This window comes from Methylobacter sp. Wu8 (assembly GCF_036440755.1).
In the GTDB taxonomy this organism is placed as follows: Bacteria; Pseudomonadota; Gammaproteobacteria; order Methylococcales; family Methylomonadaceae; genus Methylobacter_A; species Methylobacter_A tundripaludum_A.
In genome coordinates this window covers 1-15116 of sequence record NZ_JAZGVT010000073.1, presented here as the reverse complement: position 1 = coordinate 15116, position 15116 = coordinate 1, and the positions used below count along the sequence as shown (strand labels likewise).

The window sequence follows — 15116 nt, the reverse complement described above, 5'->3', positions numbered from 1 at the left end:
AAATTACCTCCCAAACTATGAAGATCAGAGTTCTCGGTTCAGGTGCAGGCGGCGGTTTTCCTCAATGGAACTGCAACTGCCATAATTGCCGCCGCTTGCGGCACAAGGAAATGAACGGCAAAGCCCGTACCCAGTCATCGATTGCGGTCAGTACCGACAACCTTAACTGGCTGCTGTTCAACACCTCCCCCGACATTCGCGCGCAACTGGAAGCCTTTCCAGCCATCCAGCCTAAAGAAGGCGTTCGCGATACCGGCATTAAAGCGATCATGTTGATCGACAGCCAGATTGACCATACCACCGGACTGCTGATGCTCCGGGAAGGCAAGCCGCTGGACGTTTACTGCACGGAAATGGTCAAGCAAGACCTGACCACCGGCTTTCCGTTATTCAACATGCTGGCCGATTACTGCACCGTCAACCATCACCCGATTCCTTATGACGGCAGCAGTTTTACGATACCCGGCATTGACGACTTACGCTTTTACACCCAAGCCCTAAAAAGCAAGGCGCCGCCTTATTCTCCGCATCGGCATGATCCGCATGACGGCGACAATATCGGCGTCATCATCGAGCAAATTTCCACCGGCAAAAAAGTATTTTATTCGCCCGGCTTAGGCGAGATAGAAGCGCACGTCATGGCTGCGATGCAAACCGTCGATTGTTTACTGGTGGACGGCACCTTCTGGACCGATGACGAAATGTGTACTCAGAACATCAGCCATAAAAAAGCCCGCGAGATAGGCCACTTGCCTCAATCCGGCGAAGGCGGCATGATAGAAGTCCTAAACGGCGTTGCCAAAGCCCGCAAGATATTAATCCATATCAACAACACCAACCCGATCTTAGACGACGATTCCGAACAGCGTAAAATACTCGATGCCTCCGGCATTGAAGTCGCCTACGACGGTCTGGAAATCGATTTATAAAGGATGCACCATGAGCAGTGATAATACACCCTGGACCAAAGAACAATTTGAAGCCGAACTCCGCGGCATGGAAAGCCATTACCATATTCATCATCCTTACCATACCCTGATGAACGAAGGTAAGCTCACCAAAGCGCAATTACAGGGCTGGGTCGCCAACCGCTTTTATTATCAGGTCTGCATTCCGATTAAAGACGCCAACATCCTGGCCAACTGCCCGGACCGGGAAACCCGCGCAAAATGGATACAGCGGATTATGGATCATGACGGACATCCCGGCGATCCGGGCGGCATCGAAGCCTGGATACAACTGGGCATAGCCGTCGGCCTGACGCGTGAAGACATCACCTCGTTGAAATTCGTATTGCCGGGCGTGCGCTTTGCCGTCGATGCCTATGTTAACTTCGCCCGCAGAGCGGAATGGCACGAAGCGGCAAGCTCCTCGCTAACCGAACTGTTCGCTCCCAAGATTCACCAGCAACGCCTGGACAACTGGCCGGAACATTACCCTTGGGTGGATCAGGAAGGCTATATCTATTTCCGCAAACGCCTGACCGAAGCACGCCGCGATGTCGAACACGGCTTAGCGATTACATTGGATTGGTATAAAACCCGCGAACAACAAGAGCGCATGATTCAAATCCTGAAATTCAAGCTGGATGTGCTTTGGACAATGGCGGATGCGATGTACATGGCTTATATTCACGAAATGCCGCCGTATTTTAATATTAAAGCGTAAGGCAACCCACTGGAGGTCAGGCGATGCAATGGGCAGAAGTTATCGATAACCCGTATTTTGAAAATCTACCTTTTAAAATCGAATTGAATCGCTATGGAAAAATTGAAATGGCTCCCGCCTCCAATAAACACGGTCGATTGCGATTACATATCGGTGCTTTGCTCGAACGCAAGCTAAAAAAAGGTGAAGCATTGCTCGAATGCTCAATTCAAACTACCGAAGGCGTGAAAGTTGCCGATGTCGCTTGGTGTTCCAAAGCATTTATCAAGCAACACGGCTATGAAACGCCTTATACACATGCCCCTGAAATTTGCATTGAAGTTGTCTCGCCGTCCAATTCGAAAGAAGAAATGACCAATAAGGTTCAGCTGTATTTGCAGGCAGGTGCTGAAGAAGTTTGGATTGCGTGGGAAAACGGCATTGTTGATTATTACGACAAGACCGGGAAAATTGAGCAATCGGCATACAGCATTAACGTTACGATTCCAATAAATTAGCGAGTTAAATGCCTACAGTTAAAGAGAAAGTGTCTGAAATAGTTCAAGCTCAACCCGCTGACAGCAGCTTTGATGAGATTTTGCATGAGTTGGCTTTTACGCGGATGATAGAATGGGGCTTAGAGGATACCCGACAAGGCCGGGCAATCCCTAATGAAGAAATGCAACAACGCATGGACTCATGGCGTAAATAAATTGGACAACTCAAACGGAGTGCTGGCTTCGGGATATTTTCGACTATACCGCCGAAGATAACCCTGCCGCAGCTGAGAAAGTTGTTTCCGGCCTTTATGCAAAAGCCCAGTTATTACACGAATTTCCAGAAATTGGCTACTCGTACCGAAAAGAACCCGATGGCGATATTCGCATTTTGTTGTACGGTCATTACCGAATCGCGTATTTGATAAAAACCTCGGAGAGTATCGATATTTTGGGTGTATTTCACGGTGCTCTCGATATAAATCGATTACTGACATCACTATAATGTTAATTTAAAGTGTCGCACACAAACTCAAAATGACTATAAACCCAGACCAAACCATCAAGTTTTCCCCCCTGCACCGTCTGCAATGGGAAGAAGCCCAGCAAAAAGACGTCATTCTCTACCCTGAAGGCATGGTGGAGCTTAACCAAAGTTCCGCAGAAATCCTGAAATGTTGCGACGGCACCCGCAACCTTGCCCAAATCGTCAGCGATCTGGAGCGGAAATTTGCAACGACAGGACTTACCAACGACATTACCGCTTTCCTAGAGGTCGCTTTAAAAAATGGCTGGATCCAACAAAACTAACCCTACGACCGCGCTCAGGACAGGCATCACCCCGCCGCGCTGGCTGCTGGCTGAACTGACTTATGCCTGCCCGCTGCAATGCCCTTACTGCGCCAACCCGATTGATTATACGAAATACCAATCCGAACTGGACACCGAGGACTGGAAACGCGTACTCACGCAAGCCCGAAAAATGGGCGCTGTGCAACTGGGTTTTTCCGGCGGCGAACCGTTAACCCGGAAAGACCTACCCGAGCTGGTCAAACACGCGAGAGACCTTGGCTATTATTCCAACCTGATTACCTCGGGCTACGGTCTGACCGAAGAAAAAATTGCCCAACTCAAGGACGCGGGTCTTGACCATATCCAGGTCAGCATCCAGGCCAGCACCCAGGAGCTGAACGACCATATCGCAGGCACCGAATCGTTCCAGCACAAAAAAGACGTCGCGCATCTGGTCAAAAAACACGGCTACCCGATGGTGCTGTGCGTGGTCATACACCGCGAAAATATCCACCAGATGCCCCAAATTCTGGAAATGGCCGAAGAGCTGGGCGCGGATTACCTGGAACTGGCGAACACCCAGTATTACGGCTGGGCGCACGCCAACCGCGACTTATTGCTGCCCACTAAAGAGCAATTCGAACAGGCCGAACAAATCGCCCAGGCTTTTAAAGAAAAAGTCGCCGGCAAGATGAAAATCTATTATGTGGTGCCGGATTTTTATGAAGACCGCCCCAAAGCCTGCATGAACGGCTGGGGCACAACCTTCTTGACTATCGCACCGGACGGCGTAGCCCTACCCTGTCATTCCGCCCGAGAACTGCCGGGGATGGACTGCCCCAATGTCAAAGACTACAGCATCGAACAGATCTGGTACGAATCAAAAACCTTCAATTTTTTCCGTGGTTTCGACTGGATGAAAGAGCCTTGCAGCAGCTGCGATGAAAAGGAAAAAGATTTCGGCGGCTGCCGTTGCCAGGCTTATTTATTAAGCGGCGACATGTACGCCGCCGACCCGGTGTGCAGCAAATCGCCAAATCACCATGTTATCCAAGAAGCGATAGATTCCGCCAAGGCGAGCGCACTGGCTGACAATGAAAAACCGCTGATTTTCCGTAACAGCAAAAACTCGCGGCTGTTATCTTAAGGCAATGTCCGGCAAAGAATATATGTCTTTTCTTTTTTACCACGAAGACACGAAGGACACGAAGAAAAAACATAAACTTCGTACCCTTCGAGTCTTCATGGTGAATACTTGTAAAACTCTGGACTTGATCAGGTAATTGCCAAAATCAGTCTCAACTGTATCAGGCATTGACTGTCTCAGTTCGACCCATAGCCGAATTTCATTCCCGTATCTTCATGACAAGCCCGGTAGCGACTAACGCAAAAAGACCGGAGGTCATAAAGACCAAGGTGTAATTCCCGAACAAGCCATGCAAATAGCCGGCTCCGTAACTGGCTAACGCTGCGCCGATCTGATGGGCAAAGCAAATCCAGCCAAATACAACCCCGACATTTTGTTTGCCGAATAAGTCGGCTGTGAGCGCCGAGGTTGCCGGAACCGTCGATAACCAATTCAGCCCGTAAACCACGGAAAAGGCCATCAGTTGCCCGGTTGATTCGACATACGGCAGCAATAATAATGAAATACCGCGAAGCGCATAATAAACCGCAAGCGGCCAGCGCTTGCCGAAGCGATCGCATAACCAGCCGGAAAAAATGGTGCCGGCAATATCGGTCGCGCCCATTACGCCTAATGACACGGCCATGGTCATTTCCGGGAAACCGTGTTCGATGCCGTGAGAAATCAAATGCGTCTGAAACAGGCCTGAGGTGGTAAAACCGCAGATGCCGAAGCTGAAAGCCAGCAACCAAAATTGAGAGCTGGCCATTGCCGAACGCATCGGGTTCGGGTCAGGTGGAATCTTAGCTTCAGCATACCCATTGTCGCCATAAGGCTGTAATCCTTTTAAACCGGGATTATCAGCCATCAATATCATGATCAGCGGCAATACGACCAAACCCAGCATTAACGCTATAAACAGCGTGACAGCCCGCCAACCCAACTGCATGTTCAGGTTCATGATAATCGGCGTGAAAATGAGTTGGCCCGACGAAAAAGCCGCCCCCAAAATACCTAAAGCCAGACCGCGCCGCTGCCGAAACCAGCGATTGACAACGGCGGACCCCATCACGATTGAGGTGCCTCCCGAACCTGCGCCGATAATCACACCCCAAAAAAGATACAGCTGCCAGGGTTCCTGCATCAAAACACTGCCGCCCGCACCTAACGTCACCAAAGTGAGCGTTATCAGCGTGATGGCTTTGGTGCCGTACAAATCCATCAGCCTGCCTAAAAAAGGGCCAGCCAGCCCAAATAACAGCAGGTTGACCGAAACGGCGCCGCTGATTGTTTCCCGACTCCAGTTAAATTCATGCTCCAGCGACAGCATAATGATGCCCGGAACAGATCGGAGCGTCGATGCAGCAAACAAACAAGTAAAAGTAACAGCGAGTACGACCCAGGCATAATGGATGCCTGTGCGTTTAATGGTTGTCATGATTAGCGACGTATTTGGAATGGTTAAAGTAATTACTGGTTATCTCGTTCCCACGCGCTGCGTGGGAATGCAGTCAAGGCGTGCTGCGCCGTGAGTCACGGTTAGCTTATAAAAAATGCAGACCGGACAAATCGGGACGCAGCGCGTCCTACAACGCATTCCCACGCAGCGCGTGGGAACGAGGGTGGTACCATCTATGCTCGGAGAAAAAGAGAATCCTGGCGCTCTGACAATCCCTTTATCCATAAATCACGGCGCATCTTCCAGCTCATCAAGCAACTCAATCAAGCGAGTCACGCCCTGAAGCAATATCCCGCCGACTCCCAACGCAAACCAGACGCCAATCACAAACCCCCAATGAATCGGCGCGGCGAAAAATTCCTCCCTGAACCAGAAGGTATGTCCCCACTCGTTAAAACCGACACTGACCAAAATCATGAACGGCCCGAATACGGCCAGCGTCAACGGTAGCGAAATACCTTTCGCATACAGCGGCAAGCGGGTCCGGGCATAAACCCAGGCGCTCCCGCCTAAAATCACATACAGCGGAAAATTGAAATAAAACTCGATAATATGATTGGCCGTAAACGGTGTGTCGCGAATCGCCACCTGATGCCAGGAATTATCCTGTTCGGCAAAATAACTGCCGGCCCAGTAGACGGCAAAGGTGTAGACGCTAATCCACATCGTCAACGTGAAATAACGGCGAATTTCTTCTTTAGGGCTGATCGAATCCAGGTTTCGATCCCGTGAAACCCATAAATATCCCCATAAACCCGTCGTAAATACTGCCAGAATCACCAGCTCGATATAAAACAAACGCATCCAGTATTGTTCGAAGGCGGGTTCATAGGAATCCAGTCCGGCGGAAACCGCAAATTCGCCTTGATACAAACGCAAGCCAATATAGATGACAGTCAGGATGCCAAAGGCCTTTAGATAAGTGGGCAAATCCTTTAAATACCAGGGCGCGTTACCCAGTTGTTCAAGCGGGACTTTTAATTGCTCAGGCAGCGCGGCCTTTAATTGCTCGGATGATAGTGCCATGATGTTCTCCTGATGAGGTTAATCGAATTTTGGAATGACAGCAGCGGTAATACTCGATATATAGCGTTTGCCTGTCAGGTCGTAAAGAAACAGCAGACCGCCGATTCGGCTATCCGCATCGCGAATCAAACCGTCCAGCTTTTCGGACTCCCATAAGCCGTCTTTGACGACCATCGTCAGGGTGCGCTGTTCGCCCGGCTTGATCGCGTCGTTATTATCCAAGCTCATGCCTTCCTCGGAAACAGTCGAACTACCGGAAAGATCTTGATGCGCTACAGGCAGATCCTTGTTTAAAAAATACACATTGGCTGTCGAAAATTCGCCGATATGAAGGGGAGCATCGCTTTGGTTATCGATTTTTAAGTCAAACTTCATCGCCCGTTCCGCTACACGGTATTCGGCTTTTAAAGTATCGACATTAACGATACCAGCATTCACCTTGGCAGGGAGCGGTAAAATCTGATCTAAAGACGCCTGTAGAGGAATTGTGTTGGGAAGGTCATTGTTCGCCATCGCATTAAAGGCCAATACCATGACCGGTACCGCGACCATGGCCGATTTGGCAATCAACCTATCTTGCGGCGTGATCAACTCATCTTCCATACCCGCTTCCAGCATTCGATAGCGGGCTATGAATAAGGGTCTCCGCACCCACCATAACAGCCAGGCTGTTGCCAATACTCCCCAGAACAGATGCCACCAAACCCCATTGGCAAAGCCATAGCTCTCCATATCGATGACTTCGCCGTTTATGATCTTGGCCGAGTTGCTAAAGTCCGACGCAACGCCGGCTATATCCAGCCACACGCCCGGCCCCATCACTTGTCCGGCATCTTTTAAGTTAAAGAACGGATGGATGTGATAGCGTCCCGGCAAACGTCCCTTCAGCACGACCTTGAAGTCGTAATCGCCGCCCGGTTCCAAAGCCACTGAATTAGTCCACGGCTTGCCGTTCAGATAACGCTCGGTTCTGATCAACACCGGCCCCGGCGTCGATATGTTTAAAAATGAGGCTTCCGGTTTGGGTACGCCGATAGGCCAATCCTCGGCGACATGAAATTTACCGCTGACGCTGATTTCCTCATTGACGTTGAAAGCCTGTTTCGACCAATGCACGTCATACCATTGGATGGTGCGCATTCTGATGAACGGCTCCAGTGCTTTCTCACCGTGAGCCATGACTGTCTGGACATCCATCAAGTACACGGAAAAGATAAGGCAGAATGCCGTTAAGGTTTTGACTAAAATCGTTTTCATAAACCCTCCCTTTAGATTTTGTTAAGGTAACGAACTGTCGAGAACCACTTGCCGATATACCACCATAAGGTGTACATCAGGGAGCATAAAAGCGCCGAGGCAAATGCCGACAGCGGTGTCGCATATTGGCCGTAGGTCCGCAAAGTGCCGCGTTCAATGATGCGTAAATATTCGGGCATCCCGGTGCGGATGTACTGGAAGCCGAATAAATCGGCGACGGTCACTTGCCCGTTACCTTGCTCAACCGGCACATGAAACATACCGAAGATCGGCCAATTGCTGGGGTAAAACAGCAACGCAAACGCGGCACCGCCGAAAATGGCCGTTATCGTCAGGCTGTTGCTCAGCATCAGGATAAAGTCCAGAACCAATGCGCCCGGCAACATCGTGGCCGGTAGCACCATGTTGATCGGAAAAAAGTTCCAATAATGATAAGCAAAGACCCTTGTAATCCAAGTGCCTATCAGCAGCGCGGCAACGCACAGCGTGGCGCCCATCGGCAGGCGGAATTTATTCCACATGACATACTGAACCGCAGCCGGAAAGGTAATGCCCATCAGCGGCGTCACCAGCGGCCAGTATTGACGGTCTTTCCAGTCCACCCAGAAATCCCAGTCGCCGACGGTCAGCGCAAAATGAAGATGAAAGGCTCCGATAAACAGGAAAAGAGCCAATACCAGGATCAGGTAATCGTAAGCGCGGCTAATCCGCGCCTTTTCTCCGGTGTACGGTCGAAAAGACCGGTTTGAAATATTTGCTGACATCATTGCGTCTCCTATCAATAGCAATAGATAAGGCGGACTCGCCTATCCAAAAAGTCAGCGTGTTGTAAATTTTGTCGGTTAGCCATTGAGGGGGAACTGGACCGACTCAAGCTAAACAACACGCTTGAGTGATACAGTAAGTTGAAAAGACGGCGTTGTTAAATGTATAAATTTCATCCCATCATTGACGTAATTCATAGCCGGCGCGTGCTGTGTTTTTGTTATGCTAATCGCTGTCAAACCAACGCTGAAAGAGTCCCCGAATGTCTAATTTAAGAACCTTTGACCTGAACTTATTGGTGGCCTTCGATGTGCTGATGCAGGAGTTGAACGTGACCCGTGCTGCGGAACAGATGTTCATTACGCAATCGGCGATGAGCCATATTTTGCAAAGACTGCGGCAACAGTTGGATGATCCTCTGCTGGTTAAAACGCCGACAGGAATGAAACCGACCGAAAGAGCGCTGGCCTTGATCGAACCGGTCAGAAATTTATTGAATGAGATGGAGCAACTGATTCAACCGCCATTGGAATTTGAAGCAGGAACCAGTCAACGGCGATTCGTACTTGCGGCCACGGATTATATGGAATTGCTGTTAATACCGGCGTTATCGGGATTGATCGATCAAACTGCCCCCGGCATTGATCTTCACATTAAGCGCACTGAATCATCGTTCCCGGCCGCACAGTTGGAAAACGGCAGTCTTGATGTCGTACTCGGGTTCGAGTCGGTGTTAAAGCCGCCTGCTCATTTACACTGCGAACATTTATTCAGTGACCAAATGGCCTGCGTGGTCAGGCAGGATCATCCGCTGATAACAAAACCGCCGTCGTTAGAAGAGTATCTGGCCGCCTCCCATATGTTGATTTCCCGAACCGGCAGCAATGTCGGCTTAATCGATCAAAAACTGGCGGAACAGAGCTTGGAGCGGCGCATCAAGCTGATCGTCCCACACTTTCTTTCCGCGCCACTGATCGTTGCCGAAACCGATATGATATTGTCGCTGCCTTATCGAATTGCCGAGCAGTTTAAAAAATTTGCCCCGCTGGAAATATTTCCGGTGCCTGTCGAACTTCCTTGTTACCAGTTAGTGATGATTTGGCATCCGTTACAGGATAAAGATCCGGCCCATCTTTGGCTGCGGGACAAAATAACAGCAATAGGCCGGAACATGAATGGCTTATGAATTTGGTTATCTTCCAGGCAACCCGCCAGCCAAAGCTTTTACCTGTAACAGGTAATACGGCGGTTTTGAGGCCGATACGCCGCCGTTAAGCGTTGCCGACTGATGCAATCGATTGACTACCGCAAACAATTGCCCATTAGGCCCAAAGCTGAACGAATCCACCCATGACAAGCGCGAGCACTGCGCAAGCCGCCGGTATTTTTTATCGGCCGAGATAACGCCAATTGCGTTGGCCGCCAGCTCGCCTAGATAGATATTGTTATCCTTATCGATGGTGATGCCGTCCGAAATCGGTTTATCGCTGTAGCGTTCAACGCGGTTTGCCAGCATTTTGGCATCCAGTTTTTCATTGACCAGATCGTCCACTTTTATCCGGTATAAACTCAGTCCATGCATCGGACCGAAATAAACCCATTCGTTGTTCAAATCTTCCGTAATCGGATTGACTCCGATATGAGGCCGAAGCAATTTTCCGGCTTTATCTTTAACTTGAATCGGGACATTGTCGATAACCAGATCGACCTGTTCAGGAATAACGCTGCGATGACCTTCAAGTACGCGTCTTGCCGTTCCTGTGCTCAGGTTGACGACAATCAGCCCCGCATTGGCGCCTCCGGCCGGGTCGCTGATAAAAATATGATTGTGTTTGCTATCGACGGCAAAGTCGTTAACAAAAGCATCTTTCGGCGCTACCGGAGTCGGCAAATGGATGACCTGGTGCAGCTTATTGCTACGGGTATCCCACCCGACCAATTTAGGTGTGACACCGCTACGCATGCCGTTATCCAACATCCACACGATGCCATTGGCATCACCACGAATGCCCAGCACGGAATCCAGTTTCAGATTCGATATTGAATCCGCGTCCGACAGTTCTTTATTAGGAAACGGCAGCAGGGCATTATCTTTATATTCAACCACCGTGTATTTAGGCTGATAAAACTGATGCATACTCATGATGGTGCGGCCATTATCGGTAACGGTGACATTACCCGGACCAGTATCGAGATGGGCGATGATGTCGAATTTTGAATCGGGACTTGCTGCCGCGTCAAAGGTGAACATCATTAAAAGAACGGTGACTTTAACGAGGGTATTCATAAATAACTCCAATTGAACAAGATTCATTGAAAACATTACTCTGTCGAGTTAAGTCTGTTAAATGATCTTTATTCATGGCGGTATTTATAAATTTTGTGAGGTTGGGGGCGAGAGCAGATATTTAAATAAAATCATGCCAGTCCGGTCTTGACGTATTGCCGAATTTCATTCTGCAATACGCATCGCCATAAAGCGGCCAGTCGCGACCGCCAGCAATTGGCCGAACTGCGACCGTCAGTGTCAGGTTCAATCCAAGCCAATATTTTGAAACTGTCAGATCAAATTCAGAATCTTACAAATAACTTATCCCCTAGCTTCTACAATCCCTCCCAAGGCGTGTACAAACCGTCCACATTAACCCCGAACATATCCAGAACCCGGCCAACGGTTTCATCGACCATGGCCGCGAGCGAATCCGATTTGCTGTAAAAAGCGGGCATCGGCGGAAAAATGATGCCGCCCATTTCGGTGACGCTCCCCATGTTGCGGATATGCACCAGGTTTAACGGCGTCTCACGGGGCATGATCACCAAGCGCCGACGCTCTTTTAACACGACATCAGCCGAGCGTGAAATCAGGTTGTCGCCAAAACCGTGCGCCACCGCCGACAGGGTTTTCATCGAACACGGCGCGATAATCATCCCTTCTGTTTTAAAGCCGCCGCTGGAAATAGTGGCGGCAATATCATCGATGCCGTGAGTCACATCAGCCAACTCGACCAGCTCGGCGCGCTTCATATCCATTTCATGCTTTAAATTCACCACACCGGCTGACGATATGACCAAATGCGTTTCCCATTGATCCTGCGTCTGCAAGACTTGCAGCATCCTGACCCCATAAACCGCGCCGGTGGCACCGGTCATGGCGATGATTAATCGTTTTTTTTGCTTCATTTTTTATGGTTCAAGATGTGATTTTATATTGCACCACGAAGACACGAAGGACGCGAAGTTTTTACCTTGCCTTTCTTCGTGCTCTTCGTGCCTTCGTGGTGATATTTTTAAATTGATCCCGGTGGATGGGACTACTCCCCTGCCCTGACATCAAACTCAATCTTCCAGCGACCTTGGTCTTTCTGGGATACGGCTTGCAGTTCGAGTGTGCCAACTTCGGTTACCGCCGCACACAGATGCACCGGTACGACTTCGCCCGGCCTGCGACTGTCTTCCGGCAAGGTGATTTCAATCTCATCCAGCTCATCAAGCTCTTCGTCGGTCCAGTAATCCAAACGGGTTCCGACTTTATCCTCTCGCCGGATATGGGAGGAAAAAAAACGGAACCGAACCGGCTCACCAATCACCAGACCAAATTCATCATCCGGCAATTCTTGTTGAGTCCCTTCTTCCATGCCGAATGGGGCAATGCACAAAGCCTGAATTTCAGGTACCAGTCCGGGCACTGCGGGCATCGCGCTTTCTATGCCAACATAATAAGAAGCCGCCGTGCCGCCTTTAATGCGCACGCCCTTGCCTTTGCGAACGTAGCCATAGTAAGCAGCACCGCGGGCGACCGCCAGATCAAGATCGGCACCGGCCAATAATCGGGCTGCGGGCGCTTGCTCAACGCTCAACCATGAATTCAAAACCTCCATTAAGCGTTCAGCCAGGGTGTCGGCTTTTAACACGCCGCCGTTAAACAACACGGCAGTGGGGTGCAGGAAACTTGCGTGATCAGGCAGATTGATGTCTTTGAGTTCGTCAGTAGCGCCTTGCTGTTTGGCCAGGAACGCTGCCAAATGTCGGGTAATACCTGCATCCTGGGCATAAGGTAAACCGGCGGTTCTTAAGCCGGTACGGGGACGGCTTACCGGCCTGTCACTGACAGCCACCTTAGGCAGGAAGCCTTCAACCAGTACACGATTGACTTCCTCACGGGTTAATTCGGTGCGCAATGTGCCGCCGATTAAAGATGAGCCCCTGCTTGCAACCACCAGCGGGATATTATCAAGCTCGGAATGAGTGAAAAGCTTTTCCTTGGCATCGCGGCAGCTGTGGGTCAACGCCTGAAGCTGCCAAGGTTCTAAACGTTTCCCATCTTTTTCCAGCTTGGCTTTAACGGTATAGGCCAAGGCCAAATCCATGTTATCGCCGCCCAGCAGGATATGATCGCCGACAGCAACGCGGGTCAGTTCCAGATTGCCGTCTTTTTCAGTGACAGCTATCAATGATAAGTCTGTGGTGCCGCCGCCAATATCTATTACCAGGATAATGTCGCCGACCTCTGCGTGCTTGCGCCAGTCGCCGTGGCTTTTCTCTATCCAGCTGTACAACGCCGCCTGAGGCTCCTCCAGAAGAATAGCCTGCCCAAGCCCCACGGCACGAGCCGCTTCAACCGTCAACTCCCGTGCCGCAGGATCGAACGAAGCCGGCACGGTAATCACGACATCTTGTTGATCCAGCGGGGCATTCGGATGCTGGCTTTGCCAGGCATCGCGCAGATGTTGCAGATAAGCCGTGGTTGCCTGGAACGGCGAGACGCGCTCGACTTCGTCAGGTGCATCAGTGGGCAAAATTGGCGCTTTACAGTCGACTCCCGTATGACATAACCAGCTTTTAGCGCTGGATACCAAACGTATAGAGGTTTTGCTGCCCAAATTACGGGCAATCTCGCCGACCAGATAATCCGGTTTTGAGGTCCAGGGCAACGAAGTTGAATCTTGAGCAAGTTCAGCTTCATGCGCCTGATACATAAACGACGGCAACTGTTGTTTTTCTTCAACCAAACCGGGAGATGTCAGTTGCGGTATTGCCATCACTTGTGGAGAAAACTCTTCGTCGTCGATATTTCCAAGATCGGCATAAGACAACACGCAATGAGTCGTGCCCAAATCGATACCGACAGAATACTGTGCTCCGAAAACTGCGTTTTGCGCCTGCTGAACAACTACGCTTTCAGCTGTCGCGTTCGCTTGTTCATGACCGGGCCAATCGCTCATAACTCGACCTCTGCCGGTGCAACTATAGCGGCATTATATCCTGACGTCAGCTTGGGCAACCTGACATCAGTGACTTGCCAGCCTTTATGAACCAGCGTACCGGTAAAAGGCGCCGTACCGACGATGTTGCCTGTTAAACGCACGGTAGCGGCGTCAAAACCGTCAGGCAGCGTAATTTTGCTGCCTTCCTGTTCGCTACGGACGGCGGCTAAAGTAAAGTGCTCGTTAATCGCTTTATTGCAACCTTCATGCACGACGCGGGCGGCAACGCCAATATCGGCGTCGCTGAAAACGGTAATATCTTCTTTAATGAAATCGATGAAACGAGCTTCTTTTTGCAGCAACCCCAGTAATTGCAAGGCCGCATCCGGGGTTGCCTCTTTCAACACAACAGGTTCCGGTGTGGGCGCATGAACCAATTTTTCAACTTCGACGATTTTCTCGACAATTTTTACTACCGGTTCAGCAGCTTGAATAGCTGCTTTTTTCTTGCATCGAGCCCGACTGATCAGTATCGACAGCAATAACACCACTAGAAGCAACGACAACAGAGCGACAGTACCTGCCAAACAAACATGCCATAAATCAAAGGTGGTGGGCTTTAAGGATAAATCAATTCCATAAGTATTCATTACACGAGGCTCTTTTAGTTGTTATTGTTGACCTGATTTGCGGGCGGCTTCGCTGAACATCATACCTTGCAGCACATTACGAGTGGTTTGCATGCGCATCTGTTTCAAATGACGATCCGCAATGGTTCCCGGCACTTTTTCAGCCAGATAAACTTCTCGCATCTGGGATAACACCGGCTCGCATTGTTTCATGATCGCTTCTGTCGCCTTACGGCTTTCCAACTCCTGCTGAGCAGGCTTTTGCATTTCAGCTGAAACACACTTTTTATATTGGTATTGAGCATCCTGAATTTTCTTAATTGTGGCATCGGAAAGAGTCGTGTCATGCCAATCATTTTTGGCGTCCTCAGCAAAAGCCGTTGAAGCCGATAACAAGACAGTTAAGAAAAGAATCTTTTTCATGGTATTTTCCGCTAGTGTTAATGGAACTTTGAATGCTTGATTTTACGCTAACTGGTCAAAAATAAATAACATTTGTCCAAAGGACTCTGCATTACAGACAATGCATCCGTTCTTCTTTATTTTCAATGAAATAGCAACCTCAACATTCCAAAAAAAATGCTTTACCCTAAATTGCGGTCAAAAAAAAACCCAAGCGTTTCGGCTTGGGTTTTTGATTTAAGAGCTTGGCAATTCCCTACTTTCGCATGGCAAACTGCCACACTATCATCGGCGCTAAACGGTTTCACTTCC

At 49.8% G+C, this 15116-nt stretch carries 17 protein-coding genes; 8 read left to right on the top strand and 9 right to left on the bottom strand.

Annotated features, from left to right (window positions below; all coding sequences use genetic code 11):
* Positions 1-17 precede the first annotated feature (17 nt).
* The 7 genes from pqqB to pqqE are packed head-to-tail and all read left to right on the top strand — an operon-like array spanning position 18 to position 4083.
* Positions 18-929, top strand: a complete 912-nt coding sequence (gene pqqB, locus V3O24_RS15775; protein ID WP_331307950.1) for a pyrroloquinoline quinone biosynthesis protein PqqB — start codon at positions 18-20, stop codon at positions 927-929.
* Between the two features lie 10 nt (positions 930-939).
* Positions 940-1668: a pyrroloquinoline-quinone synthase PqqC gene (pqqC, locus tag V3O24_RS15770; protein ID WP_331307949.1), complete on the top strand. Its 729-nt coding sequence runs from the start codon at positions 940-942 to the stop codon at positions 1666-1668.
* A 23-nt stretch (positions 1669-1691) separates the two neighbouring features.
* A complete protein-coding gene (locus V3O24_RS15765; RefSeq protein ID WP_331307948.1) occupies positions 1692-2165 on the top strand; it encodes a Uma2 family endonuclease in 474 nt (157 codons plus the stop codon).
* 8 nt (positions 2166-2173) lie between these two features.
* Entirely contained in the window at positions 2174-2359 is a 186-nt protein-coding gene (locus V3O24_RS15760; RefSeq protein WP_331307947.1) for a hypothetical protein, read from the top strand.
* Positions 2356-2649, top strand: a complete 294-nt coding sequence (locus V3O24_RS15755; protein WP_331308066.1) for a type II toxin-antitoxin system RelE/ParE family toxin — start codon at positions 2356-2358, stop codon at positions 2647-2649. Before V3O24_RS15760 ends, V3O24_RS15755 begins: the two co-directional genes overlap by 4 nt.
* Before the next feature lie 32 nt (positions 2650-2681).
* On the top strand, positions 2682-2954 hold the full coding sequence (gene pqqD, locus V3O24_RS15750; RefSeq protein WP_104422309.1) for a pyrroloquinoline quinone biosynthesis peptide chaperone PqqD: 273 nt from the start codon (positions 2682-2684) through the stop codon (positions 2952-2954).
* Positions 2932-4083 carry a pyrroloquinoline quinone biosynthesis protein PqqE gene (pqqE, locus tag V3O24_RS15745; RefSeq protein WP_331307946.1) on the top strand — a complete coding sequence of 384 codons (1152 nt, stop codon included), beginning with the start codon at positions 2932-2934 and terminating at the stop codon, positions 4081-4083. Before pqqD ends, pqqE begins: the two co-directional genes overlap by 23 nt.
* Before the next feature lie 199 nt (positions 4084-4282).
* On the opposite strand, the gene V3O24_RS15740 is transcribed toward pqqE, so the two are convergent.
* The 4 genes from V3O24_RS15740 to amoA form a co-directional block, all read right to left on the bottom strand.
* Positions 4283-5500 carry an MFS transporter gene (locus V3O24_RS15740; RefSeq protein WP_331307945.1) on the bottom strand — a complete coding sequence of 406 codons (1218 nt, stop codon included), beginning with the start codon at positions 5498-5500 and terminating at the stop codon, positions 4283-4285.
* 249 nt (positions 5501-5749) lie between these two features.
* Positions 5750-6547, bottom strand: a complete 798-nt coding sequence (amoC, locus tag V3O24_RS15735) for a bacterial ammonia monooxygenase, subunit AmoC (protein ID WP_331307944.1) — start codon at positions 6545-6547, stop codon at positions 5750-5752.
* A gap of 18 nt (positions 6548-6565) precedes the next feature.
* Positions 6566-7804, bottom strand: coding sequence for a bacterial ammonia monooxygenase, subunit AmoB (amoB, locus tag V3O24_RS15730; RefSeq protein ID WP_331307943.1), 1239 nt, complete (start codon positions 7802-7804; stop codon positions 6566-6568).
* 11 nt (positions 7805-7815) lie between these two features.
* Complete coding sequence (gene amoA / locus V3O24_RS15725; RefSeq protein WP_331308065.1) at positions 7816-8568, bottom strand: bacterial ammonia monooxygenase, subunit AmoA; 753 nt, start codon at positions 8566-8568, stop codon at positions 7816-7818.
* 263 nt (positions 8569-8831) lie between these two features.
* On the opposite strand from amoA, the gene V3O24_RS15720 reads away from it, so the two are divergent.
* Complete coding sequence (locus V3O24_RS15720; RefSeq protein ID WP_331307942.1) at positions 8832-9755, top strand: LysR family transcriptional regulator; 924 nt, start codon at positions 8832-8834, stop codon at positions 9753-9755.
* A gap of 6 nt (positions 9756-9761) precedes the next feature.
* On the opposite strand, the gene V3O24_RS15715 is transcribed toward V3O24_RS15720, so the two are convergent.
* From V3O24_RS15715 to V3O24_RS15695, 5 genes are all read right to left on the bottom strand, one after another.
* The gene (locus tag V3O24_RS15715; RefSeq protein ID WP_331307941.1) at positions 9762-10856 is read right to left on the bottom strand and encodes an L-dopachrome tautomerase-related protein; all 1095 of its coding nucleotides are present in this window, start codon (positions 10854-10856) and stop codon (positions 9762-9764) included.
* A 317-nt stretch (positions 10857-11173) separates the two neighbouring features.
* A complete protein-coding gene (locus V3O24_RS15710; protein WP_331307940.1) occupies positions 11174-11749 on the bottom strand; it encodes a UbiX family flavin prenyltransferase in 576 nt (191 codons plus the stop codon).
* A 131-nt stretch (positions 11750-11880) separates the two neighbouring features.
* Entirely contained in the window at positions 11881-13791 is a 1911-nt protein-coding gene (locus V3O24_RS15705; protein WP_331307939.1) for an Hsp70 family protein, read from the bottom strand.
* On the bottom strand, positions 13788-14423 hold the full coding sequence (locus V3O24_RS15700; RefSeq protein WP_104422301.1) for a DUF2760 domain-containing protein: 636 nt from the start codon (positions 14421-14423) through the stop codon (positions 13788-13790). The genes V3O24_RS15705 and V3O24_RS15700 overlap by 4 nt, the downstream gene beginning before the upstream one ends.
* Positions 14424-14444: 21 nt before the next feature.
* On the bottom strand, positions 14445-14825 hold the full coding sequence (locus V3O24_RS15695; protein WP_104422300.1) for a hypothetical protein: 381 nt from the start codon (positions 14823-14825) through the stop codon (positions 14445-14447).
* Positions 14826-15116: the final 291 nt, after the last annotated feature.

Coding starts and splice junctions, on each gene's coding strand:
- pqqB (WP_331307950.1), top strand. CDS start 18: ATGAAGATCAGAGTTCTCGGTTCAGGTGCAGGCGGCGGTTTTCCTCAA.
- pqqC (WP_331307949.1), top strand. CDS start 940: ATGAGCAGTGATAATACACCCTGGACCAAAGAACAATTTGAAGCCGAA.
- V3O24_RS15765 (WP_331307948.1), top strand. CDS start 1,692: ATGCAATGGGCAGAAGTTATCGATAACCCGTATTTTGAAAATCTACCT.
- V3O24_RS15760 (WP_331307947.1), top strand. CDS start 2,174: ATGCCTACAGTTAAAGAGAAAGTGTCTGAAATAGTTCAAGCTCAACCC.
- pqqD (WP_104422309.1), top strand. CDS start 2,682: ATGACTATAAACCCAGACCAAACCATCAAGTTTTCCCCCCTGCACCGT.
- pqqE (WP_331307946.1), top strand. CDS start 2,932: ATGGCTGGATCCAACAAAACTAACCCTACGACCGCGCTCAGGACAGGC.
- V3O24_RS15740 (WP_331307945.1), bottom strand. CDS start 5,500: ATGACAACCATTAAACGCACAGGCATCCATTATGCCTGGGTCGTACTC.
- amoC (WP_331307944.1), bottom strand. CDS start 6,547: ATGGCACTATCATCCGAGCAATTAAAGGCCGCGCTGCCTGAGCAATTA.
- amoB (WP_331307943.1), bottom strand. CDS start 7,804: ATGAAAACGATTTTAGTCAAAACCTTAACGGCATTCTGCCTTATCTTT.
- amoA (WP_331308065.1), bottom strand. CDS start 8,568: ATGTCAGCAAATATTTCAAACCGGTCTTTTCGACCGTACACCGGAGAA.
- V3O24_RS15720 (WP_331307942.1), top strand. CDS start 8,832: ATGTCTAATTTAAGAACCTTTGACCTGAACTTATTGGTGGCCTTCGAT.
- V3O24_RS15715 (WP_331307941.1), bottom strand. CDS start 10,856: ATGAATACCCTCGTTAAAGTCACCGTTCTTTTAATGATGTTCACCTTT.
- V3O24_RS15710 (WP_331307940.1), bottom strand. CDS start 11,749: ATGAAGCAAAAAAAACGATTAATCATCGCCATGACCGGTGCCACCGGC.
- V3O24_RS15705 (WP_331307939.1), bottom strand. CDS start 13,791: ATGAGCGATTGGCCCGGTCATGAACAAGCGAACGCGACAGCTGAAAGC.
- V3O24_RS15700 (WP_104422301.1), bottom strand. CDS start 14,423: ATGAATACTTATGGAATTGATTTATCCTTAAAGCCCACCACCTTTGAT.
- V3O24_RS15695 (WP_104422300.1), bottom strand. CDS start 14,825: ATGAAAAAGATTCTTTTCTTAACTGTCTTGTTATCGGCTTCAACGGCT.